The following is a 13,301-nucleotide window of genomic DNA, read 5'->3' on the forward strand; positions in this document are numbered from 1 at the left end:
TCACGGCCCCCGCCACCCCCGCCTTCGAGTTTCATCCCCCTAAGGGAACACAGTCATGAACGACCTGACCAAATTCACCAACCAGCTGGCGAAGCCCGAAACCTTCGACCAGATTCAGATCGGCATCGCCAGCCCCGAGCGCATTCGCTCGTGGTCCTATGGCGAGATCAAGAAGCCGGAAACCATCAACTACCGCACGTTCAAGCCCGAGCGTGACGGCCTGTTCTGCGCGCGCATCTTCGGCCCCGTGAAGGACTACGAGTGCCTGTGCGGCAAGTACAAGCGCATGAAGTACAAGGGCGTCGTCTGCGAAAAGTGCGGCGTCGAAGTCACGGTGACCAAGGTTCGCCGCGAGCGCATGGGCCACATCGAACTGGCCGCGCCGGTCGCGCACATCTGGTTCCTGAAGTCGCTGCCCTCGCGCATCGGCCTGCTGCTCGACATGCAGCTCAAGCAGCTCGAGCGCGTGCTCTACTTCGAAAGCTACATCGTCACCGAGCCGGGCCTGACCCCGCTCGAAAAGTACCAGCTGCTGACCGAGGATGAACTCCTCGAAGCGCAGGATGAATATGGCGAGGACGCCTTCACCGCCGATATCGGCGCGGAAGCCGTGCGCACCATGCTGATGCAGCTCGACCTCGAAAACGAGCGCGATGTGCTCATGGAAGAGCTGGCGACCACCAAGTCGGCGCTGAAGCCCAAGAAGATCATCAAGCGCCTCAAGGTCGTCGAAAGCTTCATCGATTCGGGCAACCGCCCGGAATGGATGATCCTCGAAGTGATCCCGGTCATCCCGCCCGAACTGCGCCCGCTGGTGCCGCTCGACGGGGGCCGTTTCGCGACCTCGGATCTCAACGATCTCTACCGCCGCGTGATCAACCGCAATAACCGTCTGAAGCGCCTCATTGAACTGCGCGCGCCGGACATCATCGTGCGCAACGAAAAGCGCATGCTGCAGGAAGCGGTCGACGCCCTGTTCGACAACGGCCGCCGTGGCCGCGTCATCACCGGCGCCAACAAGCGTCCGCTCAAGTCGCTCTCCGACATGCTCAAGGGCAAGCAGGGCCGCTTCCGTCAGAACCTGCTCGGCAAGCGCGTCGACTATTCGGGCCGTTCGGTGATCGTGACCGGGCCGGAATTGAAGCTGCACCAGTGCGGCCTGCCGAAGAAGATGGCGCTCGAGCTGTTCAAGCCGTTCATCTACGCCCGTCTGGATGCCAAGGGTCTCTCGATGACCCTGAAGCAGGCCAAGAAGTGGGTCGAGAAGGAGCGCAAGGAAGTCTGGGACATCCTCGATGAGGTGATCCGCGAACACCCGGTTCTGCTTAACCGTGCGCCGACGCTGCACCGTCTGGGCATCCAGGCGTTCGAGCCCGTGCTGATCGAAGGCAAGGCGATCCAGCTTCACCCGCTGGTCTGCTCGGCCTTCAACGCCGACTTTGACGGTGACCAGATGGCGGTCCACGTGCCGCTTTCGCTGGAAGCCCAGCTCGAAGCGCGCGTGCTGATGATGTCGACCAACAACATCCTCTCGCCCGCCAACGGCAAGCCGATCATCGTGCCGTCGCAGGACATGGTTCTGGGGATCTACTACCTCTCGATGGAGCGGCAGGAGAAGCACCCGGAATATATCGAAGAGAAGGACGGCACCAAGATCGAGAAGCTGCCGCGCTTCAGCGACATGGCCGAAGTGCATCAGGCGCTGGAAACCAAGGCGGTCACGCTCCACACCCGTATCATCGCCCGCGTTCCGCAGGCCGACGAAAGCGGTGTGGTGGCGATGCAGCGCTTCGTGACCACGCCGGGTCGGATGCTGATCGGCGAATGCCTGCCGAAGAGCCACAAGGTGCCCTTCGACATCGTCAACCGCCTGCTCACCAAGCGCGAGATCGGCGACGTGATCGATCAGGTCTATCGTCACACCGGCCAGAAGGACACGGTGCTGTTCGCCGACGCCATCATGGCGCTGGGCTTCCGCCACGCGTTCAAGGCGGGCATCTCCTTCGGCAAGGATGACATGATCATCCCCGACGCCAAGGAAAAGCTGGTCGACGAGACCAAGGAACTGGTGGCCGGTTACGAGCAGCAGTACCAGGACGGTCTCATCACCCAGCAGGAAAAGTACAACAAGGTGATCGACGCCTGGTCGAAGTGCGGTGACATGGTCGCCGACGCGATGATGGCCGAGATCAAGGCGCAGCCGATCGACAGCGAGACGGGCAAGGAAGCCCAGATCAACTCGATCTACATGATGAGCCACTCCGGGGCGCGTGGTAGCCCGGCGCAGATGAAGCAGCTGGCCGGGATGCGCGGTCTGATGGCCAAGCCTTCGGGCGAGATCATCGAGACCCCGATCATCTCGAACTTCAAGGAAGGTCTGACCGTTCTTGAATACTTCAACTCGACCCACGGCGCCCGCAAGGGCCTCGCGGACACCGCGCTGAAGACCGCCAACTCGGGTTACCTCACCCGCCGTCTGGTCGACGTGTCGCAGGATTGCGTCATCGTCGAGGAAGATTGCGGCACCCAGAACGCGCTCGAAATGCGCGCCATCGTGCAGGGCGGTTCGGTGATCGCCTCGCTCGGCGAGCGCATTCTCGGCCGCACCGTGGCGGAGGACATCCTCAACGCTGCGACCGGTGAAGTCATCGTTCCGGCGGGCACGCTGCTCGACGAAGCGATGGTGAAGGATATCGAGGCGGCTGAAGTCCAGTCGGCACGCATCCGCTCGCCGCTGATCTGCGAAGCCGAAATGGGCGTGTGCGGAACCTGCTACGGGCGCGATCTTGCCCGCGGGACTCCGGTCAACATCGGCGAAGCGGTGGGCGTCATCGCGGCGCAGTCGATCGGCGAGCCCGGCACCCAGCTGACGATGCGGACCTTCCACATCGGCGGCGCGGCGCAGCTCAACGAAACCAGCCACCTCGAGGCGATTTCGGAAGGTCGCGTGGAATACCGCGACATGCCGACCATCAGCGACAAGCAGGGTCGCATCCTCAGCCTCGCCCGCAACGGCGAGCTGGCCGTGATCGACGCCGAAGGGCGCGAGCGCGAGATGCACAAGGTGCCTTACGGGACCGTCCTGAAGTTCAAGGACGGCGATCACGTCAAGGTCGGCGATCGTCTGGCCGAGTGGGATCCGTTCACCCTGCCGATCATCACCGAGCAGTCGGGTGTGGTGAAGTATCAGGACCTGATCGAGGGCATCACGCTCGAAGAGGCGGTCGATGATGCCACCGGCATCGCCCAGCGCGTGGTGACCGAAAACCGGGCGACCGGCCGCAAGAAGAAGGAAGACCTGCGTCCGCGCATGACCCTTCTGGCGGAAGGCAGCGGAGAGACCGAAGCGGCGCGCTACATGCTTGCTCCGGGCACGACGCTGTCGGTGGGTGATGGTGACACGGTGCAGGCGGGTGACATTCTCGCCCGTGCCAGCCGTGAAGCTGCCAAGACCCGCGACATCACCGGCGGTCTGCCGCGCGTGGCCGAACTGTTCGAGGCGCGTATGCCCAAGGACGTGTCGGTCATCGCCAAGATTTCCGGCCGGATCGAATTCGTCCGCGAATACAAGGCGAAGCGCAAGATCGCGATCATTCCCGAGGCCAATGAGCACGGGAATGTCGAGCCCGTCGAATACCTGATCGCCAAGACCAAGGTGATCGACGTGCAGGAAGGCGACTACGTGAAGAAGGGTGACACCCTTGTTTCCGGATCGCCCAACCCGCACGACATCCTCGAGGTGATGGGCGTCGAAGCGCTGGCCGAGTATCTCGTGAACGAGATCCAGGAAGTCTATCGCTTGCAGGGCGTGAAGATCAACGACAAGCACATCGAGGTGATCGTTCGCCAGATGCTGCAGAAGGTCGAGATCACCGATGGCGGGGACACCACCCTGCTGCCGGGCGAGCAGGTCGATCTGGCCGAAATGCTCGAGATCAACGGCAAGCTGGCCAAGGGCAAGCAGGGTGCGAGCGGGACTCCGGTGCTGCTCGGCATCACCAAGGCGAGCCTCCAGACCCGTTCGTTCATCTCGGCAGCCTCGTTCCAGGAAACCACCCGCGTGCTGACGCAGGCGGCGGTTGAAGGGAAGAAGGACACGCTGATCGGGCTGAAGGAAAACGTGATCGTCGGCCGTCTCATCCCCGCCGGGACCGGCGCGGGCATGAACCGTCTGCGCGTCACCGCCAACAGCCGCGATGCGGCGCTGAAGGCGGCGTGGAAGAAGCAGCAGGATGCGCTTGCTGCCTCGGGCCAGCGTGAAGCCGAACCGGAAGCCGATGCGATCGGTTCGGAAGAGAAGATGAAGGCCGCAATGGCCGCGATGGCGGGCTCCGCCCCGGCGGCTGACGTTGAGGATGCAGGCGAAGAGTAAGCTCTAACGCCTCGCCCTCGCGGCTTTGAGAAGGCCCCGCCCGAGCGCAAGCTTTGGCGGGGCTTTTCTTTGGGGTTTGCCAGTCTCCGGGCTTGCGTGACTAAAGCTTTCTCATATGCTCCTGCGCCAAGGGGGGCGCATGTTTCATGCAATCAAACAATGGTTCGTCAGCGCGGACAATGCGCGCCGGCTGCTCGGACTGTTCGCGTTCGAGTTCGTGGTGGTGCTGCTCGGCGTGCTTGCGGCGCAAAGCTTGCAGACGGTTTATGCATCGCGCCAGCTGAAGCAGCTTGCCGATGACGCCGTCGCCGAACATCGCGACGACCTTCAGGACTTCGTCGATTTCATGGAATACCAGCGCCGCGCCAATGATTGCCAAAGGGACTATCTGCGCCGCTTGCGCAATGCGGCGGCCAGCGGCACGAAGCCCGACGACCTGCCCTTCAGACCGCCGGCCTACCCCCAAGTCTGGGTCGCACAATGGGACAGCGAGACACGGCGCGCGGTTCGGCGGTTCTACGGCCGCGAACTGCTGCTCGAACATACGAGGCTTGAGAGAGGCTCCGAGCTTCTCAAGCTGCGACGCGATCAGGCGATCATCGAATGGGGAACGACCTCTCTCGTGGCCACTCCTGATTTTGGCAAGGATGCCGGCGTGCGCAGTGCGATCATCATTTCTACCGGGAAGCTCTACGCCATCACGGTCGATATGCGGAACCTTGCGATCAATGCCGGCACCACCTTCGATCGCAGCCCCTATACGCCTGACGAAACCAAGATCGGGCAGGCGCTTTCCTCGCTGGTCGGTTGCGAGCTGACGGAGAAAAAGGCGGTGGCCGGCTCTGGTCAGTGATGTGGCGCCGTTCGGCCTCTCTAATGATACGATAGACTTGTGACTCTCGCTATTGCGAATCAATTGCAATTAGGCTATCCGGAGTCGTCCCAGCCAAACGATCCGGAGCAACCGCGCCATGTCCGAGAAGCCGACCTCGCTTTCTTCTGCCAAGGCGACCATCGCCCGTCTTGCTGTCGCTCCGCGGGTCGAGGATCTGGGCCCGATCGGCGGGCGCTTCGTTCATGCCCTGCGGCTGATCGCGCTGCACGAGCGGATGGGGCGTGATCCGGTGCCAGAACTCGCGGTGCGGCTTGGCGGAGTCGAAGTGGCGGCCAAGGCCCTCATCCTCGCTCAGACCATCGCGGCCAGCTGGCCCGAGAACATCCATGTCTCGCGCTTCTGCTGCCGCCTGCTCAGCCATGACGAGACCACCATCGGGATGTTCGTCGACGCTGCCGCGCAGGGAGACCGGTACGGCTTCGAAGGGGCGCTCGGCGGGCTGGTCCGCTCTGACCGGATGCCGCGCCTGTGGGAGGGCGCGCTGGCTCTGGCGGCGGCGGAATTGCGCGCGGTGTGAACCCTTGCGGGGCGTTGCGGCGCGCTCTACCGCGCACCCATGACCACTACCCGCTTCGCCCCTTCGCCCACGGGCCGGCTCCATGTCGGCAACATCCGCACCGCGCTCCACAACTGGATGCTCGCGCGGCAAGCGGGGGCCACCTTCATCCTGCGCATCGACGACACCGACGCTGAGCGGAGCCGCGAAGAGTATGTCGAGGCGATCCGAACCGACCTTGCCTGGCTCGGTCTGACCTGCGACCGCGAAGAGCGCCAGTCCGCGCGGCTCGACCGCTACGAGGCGGCGTTCGATGCGCTCAAGGCAGCGGGGCGCATCTATCCCTGTTACGAGAGCGCGCAGGAGCTCGAGATCAAGCGCAAGATCGCGCTCGGGCGCGGCCTGCCGCCGATCTACGACCGTGCGGCGCTGAAGCTGACCGAGGCCGAGCGCGCCGCCAAGGAAGCCGAGGGCATTGCGCCGCACTGGCGGTTCCTGCTCGACCATGCCGAGCCGATCGCATGGGACGATGGCATTCGCGGCCCGCAGAAATTCGACCCCGCGCAGCTTTCCGACCCCGTCATCCGCCGCGCCGATGGATCATGGCTCTACATGATGCCGAGCGCGGTCGACGATATCGACATGGGCGTGACGCAGGTGCTGCGCGGCGAGGATCACGTCTCGAACACAGCGGTGCAAATTCAGATCTTTACCGCACTTTATGCTGCACAGTTCAGTGCAGCAAAACCGCTTCCCGTCTTCGCCCACGAGGCGCTGCTGGTGGGCAAGGAAGGCAAGCTGTCCAAGCGCCTTGGTTCACTCGGCTGCGATGCCTTTCGGGAGCGCGGGATCGAGCCCGAGGCGATCATCGCGCTGCTGGCGCGGCTGGGCACCTCGCAGCCGGTGGAACCCATCGCCGACCGCGCGGCGCTGACCGCCAGCTTCGACCTTTCGACCTTCGGCAGGGCGCCTGCGAAGTTCGACGAGGAGGATCTCGAACGGCTCAACGCCGGGATCGTCCACCAGCTTCCCTTCGAGGCGGTCGCGGCGCGGCTGCCCGAGGGCATGGACGCGGCGGGCTGGCACGCGGTACGGCCCAACCTCGCCCATGTCGGCGAGGCGGCGGAGTGGTGGAAGCTGGTCACCGGCCCGATCACGCAGCCAGACTTTGCGGCCGAGGACAAGGCGTTCCTCGCCGAGGCCGTAAGGCTGCTGGCATGGGGCGACAACCCGTGGGGGGCGCTCACCAACGCGCTTAAGGAGGCGACGGGCCGCAAGGGCAAGCCGCTGTTCCTGCCGCTGCGTCAGGCGCTTACGGGCATGGACCACGGCCCCGACATGGGAGAACTGCTCCCCCTGATTGGTGAGGCCGAGGCGCGTGCAAGGCTGACCCGCGCCGCCGCCTGATCTTCAGGCCCAACCTGCCTCGCGCGTGGGCCGGTCGATGCGGATCGCCGGGCGCTCGTGCTCGCCTGGGGGGCGGTGGATGAAGCCGGGGGTCTCCGGGTTCTCCCAATCGCCCGGGGTCATCGGAGCGCCATCGAGCGTGAGCCATTGCCCGTCTTCGGGGAACTGCGCGAAGGCGGCGACATGCGCCGCGCGCTTCGCCGAAAGCGCCGCGACATGGTCTTCCAGCGTCGTATCGCGGCCCTCCCAATCCACCGGCATGTCCTGACAATAGGCATTGTTGTTGCCCTGCTGGCTGCGCCCGCATTCGTCGCCCGCGGTCAGCATGATCGTGCCGGTTGAAGCGAACAGCGTGCCTAGCAGCGCGCGCAGATCGTCGGCGCGGCGGACGAGGATGTGCGGATCATCGCTCGGCCCTTCGGCGCCGCAGTTCCAAGAATGGTTTTCGCCATGCCCGTCGCGATTGTCCTCGCCGTTGGCCTCGTTGTGGCGGTGCTCGTAGGCGACCGTGTCGGCGAGCGTGAACCCGTCATGCGAGGCAAGAAAATTGACGCTGCGGCAGTCATCTCCGAACAGGTCGGCTGATCCGGCAAGGCGCGTGGCGAGCGCGCCGAGGCTGCCCGTGCCCTTCCAGAACCTGCGGACATCGTCGCGGAACACATCGTTCCATTCGAGCCAGTTGGGGGCGAAATTGCCCAGCTGATAACCGCCCGGGCCGATATCCCACGGCTCGGCAATCATGATGCGGTCGGAGAGCAGCGGGCGGGCGGAGATCTCGGCGAAGATCGGCGCGGCGGCGTCGAAACCGGGGCCGCGCGCCAACACCGGGGCGAGATCGAAGCGGAACCCGTCGATCCCGCAGTGGCGCACGAAATGCTCAAGCGCGTCGAGTGTGAGCCGCCGCACCGCCGGATTGGCGTAATCCAGTGTGTTGCCGCAACCGGTGTCGTTGATGAGGCTGCCGTCGGGCGCGTGGGCATAGGCTTCAGGATCAAGCCCGCGCAGGCTCAACGTGCCGCCATGAATGTCGCTCTCGCCCGAGTGGTTGAACACCAGATCGAGGATCACGCCGATCCCGGCAGCGTGCAGCGCCGCCACGGTCTCGCGCAGTTCGGCCACCCCGCCGGGACACAGGCCGGGATCGAGCGCCATCATCGCCACCGGATTGTAGCCCCAGTTGTTCGCAAGGCGGAGCGGCGGCAGGTGGCGCTCGTCGATCCAGGCTATGATCGGCATCAACTCGACGGCGCTGACGTGGAGCTTTTTGAGGTGCGCGATCACCGCCGGATGCGCGAGCGCGGCAATGGTGCCGCGCTGTGCGGGGGGCACATCGGGATGGAGCAGGCTGAAGCCGCGCACGTTGACTTCGTAGATCAGCCCGCCGCGCTGGAAGTGGGGCGGGGCGGGGTGCACTTGCGCCAGCGGCCCCGTCACCACCGCGCGCGGCACGATGTCAGCGGTGTCCTCGCCATAGGCAGCAAGGCGCGGGTGCTGCATGAAGCGGCGGTCGAGTTCCAGCGCGTAGGGATCGACCAGCAACTTGGCTGGATCAAACCACAGGTTGCGCGCTGGATCATAAGGCCCATGCGCGCGGTAGCCGTAGCGGGTGCCGGAGCGCTCGCCGGGCAGCTCGGCGAGCCAGATGTCGCCTTGCCGGATCATGGGTCGGCGCGTTTCGGCCTCGCCATCGAACAGGCACAGCTCCACCGCCTCGGCCAGCGGTGCGCGCACCGCGAAGCGGGTCACGCTGCCCGCACAATGCGCCCCGAGCCGTGGTGTCACGTCACCACATCGGGCGCGGTGCGGCCCGTGTGCGCGGCGATTCCGGCGATGGCCTCGGCCGCCGCGATCAGGTCGGCGAGCATCGCGGGGGTCTCTTCCGCAAGCCGCCCATCGGGGGCCTCATAGCGTTCGAGATAGACCCGCAAGGTCGCCCCTTCCGTGCCCGTGCCCGACAGGCGGAATACGATCCGCGATCCGCAGGCGAACATCACGCGCACGCCCTGCTTGTGGCTTTCCGAGCCGTCGACCGGGTCGGTATAGGCGAACTGGTCGGCGGCGCTGACGGTCAGTGCGCCGAAGCTCTGCCCCGGCAGGCCTGAGAGCGAGGCTTCCAGCGCCGCCATCAGCGCATTGGCTTTGTCGGTCGCGATCGCCTCGTAATCGTGGCGCGCATAGTAATTCCGCCCGAAGCGCGCCCAATGCTCGCTCGCGATCTGCGCTACCGGCTTGCCCGTCACGGCGAGGATGTTGAGCCACAGCAGCACCGCCCACAGCCCGTCCTTCTCGCGCACGTGATCGCTGCCGGTGCCGGCGCTCTCCTCGCCGCAAATGGTGGCTTTGCCCGCATCGAGCAGCGTGCCAAAGAACTTCCATCCCGTCGGCGTCTCCCACAGCGGAATGCCCAGCGCCTCGGCCACCCGATCGGCAGCGGCGCTTGTGGGCATCGAGCGGGCGATCCCTTTCAGCCCCCCGGCGTAGGCGGGGGCAAGGTGGGCATTGGCCGCCAGCATCGCCAGCGAATCCGAAGGGGTGATGAAGACCCCCTTGCCGATGATGAGGTTGCGGTCCCCGTCTCCATCCGAGGCTGCCCCCAGCGCGGGCGCATCGTCCGACATCATCAGGTCGTAGAGCACCCGGGCATGGACGAGGTTGGGGTCTGGGTGGTGCCCGCCGAAATCCTCGAGCGGCTGGCCGTTGTGCACGGTGCCCGCCGGAAAGCCCAAGCGGCGTTCGAGGATCTCGTGCGCATAGGGCCCGGTGACCGCGTGCATCGCGTCGAAGGCCATCGACAGCCCGCCGCGCACCGCAGTGCGGATCGCGTCGAAATCGAACAGTTCTTCCATCAGTTCGGCATAGTCGGCGACCGGGTCGATCACCTCGACGACCATATCGCCGACTTGAGACGTGCCGATGCGGTCGAGATCGACTTCGCCTTCGACCATCATCCAGCGGTCGATGGTCTGGGTGCGGGCGTAGATCGCCTCGGTCACGGCCTCGGGCGCGGGGCCGCCGTTGGCGATGTTGTACTTGATGCCGAAATCCTCGTCCGGCCCGCCGGGATTGTGGCTGGCCGAGAGGATCAGCCCGCCGCTCGCACCATATTTTCGGATCACGTGGGAGGCGGCGGGGGTCGAGAGGATGCCGCCTTGCCCCACCAGCACGCGGGCGTAGCCGTTGGCCGCCGCCATCTCGATTGCTCGCGCGATCACGGTGCGGTTGTGGAAGCGCCCGTCGCCGCCGATAACCAGCGTTGATCCCGCAGGCCGCTCGGCGACGTCGAACACCGACTGGATGAAGTTCTCGGCATAATCCGGCTGCTGGAACACACGCACCTTCTTGCGCAGGCCCGATGTGCCGGGCTTCTGGCCGTCGAAAGGCGTGGTGGGGAAGGTCTGGATCATGCCTGTTCCTCGATCAATTGGCGGTAGAGCGCCGCATAGGCCGCGCCGCTCGCGCCCCACGAAAAGTCGGCCTTCATCCCGTTTTTCTGGAGCCGCTTCCATTCCGCCGGGCGGTGGTAGAGATCGACCGCGCGGCTCACCGCCATGGCGAGTGCATTGTGGCTGACGGCGTTCATCTGGATGCCGGTCGCGACCCCTGCGGAAAGGGCAGCGGGGTTGGCGTCGATCACCGTGTCGGCGAGCCCCCCGGTGCGCGCAACCACGGGGACGCAGCCATAAGCGAGGCCGTAAAGCTGGGTCAGGCCGCAGGGCTCGAAGCGGCTCGGGATCAGGATCGCATCGCCGCCTGCCTGCAAGCGGTGCGACAGCGCCTCGTCATAGCCGATCTTGACGCCAATGCGGCCCGGATGGCGCGTCGCGGCGGCGAGGAAGGCCTGTTCGATCTCGGCATCGCCCGATCCCAGCAGCGCGAGCCGCGCGCCGATCCCGGCGAGGTGGTCCATCACCCCGGCGAGCACATCCATGCCCTTTTGCCAGGTCAGCCGGGTGACGACGACGAACAGCGGCCCGTCGGAGCGATCGAGGCCAAAGGCCTGCTCGATTGCGCGCTTGTTCTTGCGGCGGACTGCGAGGGTTGTTGCGGTGTAGTTGGCGGCCAGATGCGGGTCGGTAGCAGGGTTCCACTCGGCGGTGTCGATGCCGTTGAGGATGCCGTGCACGCGGTTGGAGCGGGCGAGCACGATCCCCTCCAGCCCCATCCCGAATTCGACCGAGCGGATTTCGCCCGCATAGGTGGGGCTGACCGTGGTGATCGCATCGGCCAGCTGCATCCCGGCCTTGAGGAAACCGACCCCGCCGTAGCTTTCGACCCCGTCGACCGTCCATGCCTCTGGCGGCAGGCCCAGCTTGGGGAAGACCTCTGCGGGGTAATAGCCCTGGAACGCCATGTTGTGGATCGTCATGACGCTCGGCACCGCACGCCCGCCCGCAAAGGGCGCGAGGCGCAGATAGGCGGGCACCAGCCCCGCCTGCCAGTCGTGCGCATGGACGAGATCGAAGCTGCGACCCTTTACCGTGCCCCCGGCAATATCGGCGGCGGCGCGGGCGAATGCGGCGAAGCGGTGCCAGTTGTCGTCCCAGTCGCGGCCCGAGGGATCGGCATAGGGCCCGCCCTCACGCCCAAACAAAGCAGGGGCATCGAGCACCAGCACCGGTTGATCGCCCAGCTTGCCTGTAAGCAAACGCGCGGGCACGCCCAGCAGCGCATCCCACTTGTGCACCGCCCGGGGCTTCTTGCCGAGCTTTGCCAGCACCGCCGGGTAGCCGGGGACGAAGGTCGTCACCGCCACCCCCTGCGCCGCCAGCGCCGCAGGCAATGCGCCCGCCACATCGGCGAGCCCGCCGGTCTTGACCAGCCCCGCCGCCTCGGATGCGACCGACAGGACTGTCATGCTCACAGCTTCAGCTTCGCCATCATGTCGCGGGTGACGAGCACCACGCCCTTTTCCGACACCCGGAACCGCCGCGCGTCGAGCTCGGGGTCTTCGCCGATCACGAGGCCTTCGGGGATGCGCACGCCGCTGTCGATGATCACCTTGTTCAGCCGCGCCCCGCGCCCGATGTTGCAATAGGGCAGGATCACCGCCTCCTGAACGTTGGAGTAGCTGCCGATCTTCACGCCCGTGAACAGCAGGCTGCGACGCACTTCGGAGCCCGAAATGATACAATCGCCCGAGACCAGCGATGACACCGCAAAGCCGCGCCGTCCGTCCTCGTCGTGGACGAACTTTGCGGGGGCCGCGACCACCGCATCGGTCCAGATCGGCCAATCGCGGTCATAGAGGTTCAGCTTCGGCACGGTGTCGGTGAGGTCGAGATTGGCTTCGAAATAGGCGTCGAGCGTGCCCACGTCGCGCCAGTATTCCTCGATCTCCTCGGCCGCGCGGATGCAGGAGTTGGTGAAGCGGTGCGCGACCGCTTTGCCGTGCTTGACGATGTAGGGGATGATGTCCCCGCCGAAGTCGCGCTTGGACGCCGGATCGTCGGCATCGCGGCGCAATTGCTCGAACAGGAAATCGGTGTTGAAGACGTAGATCCCCATCGATGCGAGCGCCATGCCCTCATCCCCCGGAATGCCCGGCGGGTCCTTGGGCTTTTCGACGAAGGCGGTGATGGTGTCCTTGTCATCGACATGCATAACGCCGAACCCGGTCGCCTCCATGCGCGGCACGACGAGGCACCCGACCGTGACGTCGGCGCCTGAATTGACGTGCTGTTGCAGCATCAATTCGTAGTCCATCTTGTAGATGTGGTCGCCCGCCAGGATCACCATGTATTTGGGCGCGAGGCTGGCGATGATGTCGATGTTCTGGAACACCGCGTCGGCCGTGCCTTCGTACCACTGGTTTTCCGACACGCGCTGGCTGGCGGGCAGGATGTCGAAGCTTTCGTTGCGCTCGGGCCGCAGGAAGGTCCAGGCGCGCTGCATGTGGCGGATCAGCGAGTGCGCCTTGTATTGCGTCGCCACCCCGATGCGGCGGATGCCGGAGTTGATCGCGTTGGACAGCGCGAAGTCGATGATGCGCGACTTGCCGCCGAAATAGACCGCGGGCTTGGCGCGGCGGTCGGTCAGTTCCATCAAGCGGCTGCCGCGCCCGCCGGCCAGCACATAGGCCATCGCGTCACGCGCCAGCGGGCGCCCTGAAGTCCTCTCGATCATCCCATTCT

At 65.5% G+C, this 13,301-nt stretch carries 8 protein-coding genes; 4 read left to right on the forward strand and 4 right to left on the reverse strand.

Annotated elements, in window-relative coordinates; genetic code table 11:
- Positions 1 to 55 precede the first annotated feature (55 nt).
- The 4 genes from rpoC to gltX all read left to right on the forward strand — a co-directional run bounded on the left by rpoC (position 56) and on the right by gltX (position 7,170).
- Complete coding sequence (gene rpoC / locus BZF59_RS00420; protein ID WP_086606279.1) at positions 56 to 4,372, forward strand: DNA-directed RNA polymerase subunit beta'; 4,317 nt, start codon at positions 56 to 58, stop codon at positions 4,370 to 4,372.
- 139 nt (positions 4,373 to 4,511) lie between these two features.
- Positions 4,512 to 5,225, forward strand: coding sequence for a hypothetical protein (locus tag BZF59_RS00425; RefSeq protein WP_143738037.1), 714 nt, complete (start codon positions 4,512 to 4,514; stop codon positions 5,223 to 5,225).
- Between the two features lie 118 nt (positions 5,226 to 5,343).
- The gene (locus BZF59_RS00430) at positions 5,344 to 5,784 is read left to right on the forward strand and encodes a DNA-directed RNA polymerase subunit beta' (protein WP_086606281.1); all 441 of its coding nucleotides are present in this window, start codon (positions 5,344 to 5,346) and stop codon (positions 5,782 to 5,784) included.
- Between the two features lie 39 nt (positions 5,785 to 5,823).
- Entirely contained in the window at positions 5,824 to 7,170 is a 1,347-nt protein-coding gene (gene gltX / locus BZF59_RS00435; RefSeq protein ID WP_086606282.1) for a glutamate--tRNA ligase, read from the forward strand.
- A gap of 3 nt (positions 7,171 to 7,173) precedes the next feature.
- Here the strand turns inward: gltX and glgX are convergent, their stop codons facing one another.
- Genes glgX through glgC form a run of 4 tightly spaced genes read right to left on the reverse strand, consistent with a single transcriptional unit; the run spans position 7,174 to position 13,293 of the window.
- Positions 7,174 to 8,952, reverse strand: a complete 1,779-nt coding sequence (glgX, locus tag BZF59_RS00440) for a glycogen debranching protein GlgX (RefSeq protein ID WP_086606283.1) — start codon at positions 8,950 to 8,952, stop codon at positions 7,174 to 7,176.
- The gene (locus BZF59_RS00445) at positions 8,949 to 10,574 is read right to left on the reverse strand and encodes an alpha-D-glucose phosphate-specific phosphoglucomutase (RefSeq protein WP_086606284.1); all 1,626 of its coding nucleotides are present in this window, start codon (positions 10,572 to 10,574) and stop codon (positions 8,949 to 8,951) included. The genes glgX and BZF59_RS00445 overlap by 4 nt, the downstream gene beginning before the upstream one ends.
- Complete coding sequence (gene glgA, locus BZF59_RS00450; protein WP_086606285.1) at positions 10,571 to 12,031, reverse strand: glycogen synthase GlgA; 1,461 nt, start codon at positions 12,029 to 12,031, stop codon at positions 10,571 to 10,573. The genes BZF59_RS00445 and glgA overlap by 4 nt, the downstream gene beginning before the upstream one ends.
- On the reverse strand, positions 12,028 to 13,293 hold the full coding sequence (gene glgC / locus BZF59_RS00455; protein WP_086606286.1) for a glucose-1-phosphate adenylyltransferase: 1,266 nt from the start codon (positions 13,291 to 13,293) through the stop codon (positions 12,028 to 12,030). Before glgC ends, glgA begins: the two co-directional genes overlap by 4 nt.
- Between the last annotated feature and the right edge of the window lie 8 nt (positions 13,294 to 13,301).

This window comes from Erythrobacter donghaensis, from assembly GCF_002155425.1.
Classification (GTDB): Bacteria; Pseudomonadota; Alphaproteobacteria; order Sphingomonadales; family Sphingomonadaceae; genus Erythrobacter; species Erythrobacter donghaensis.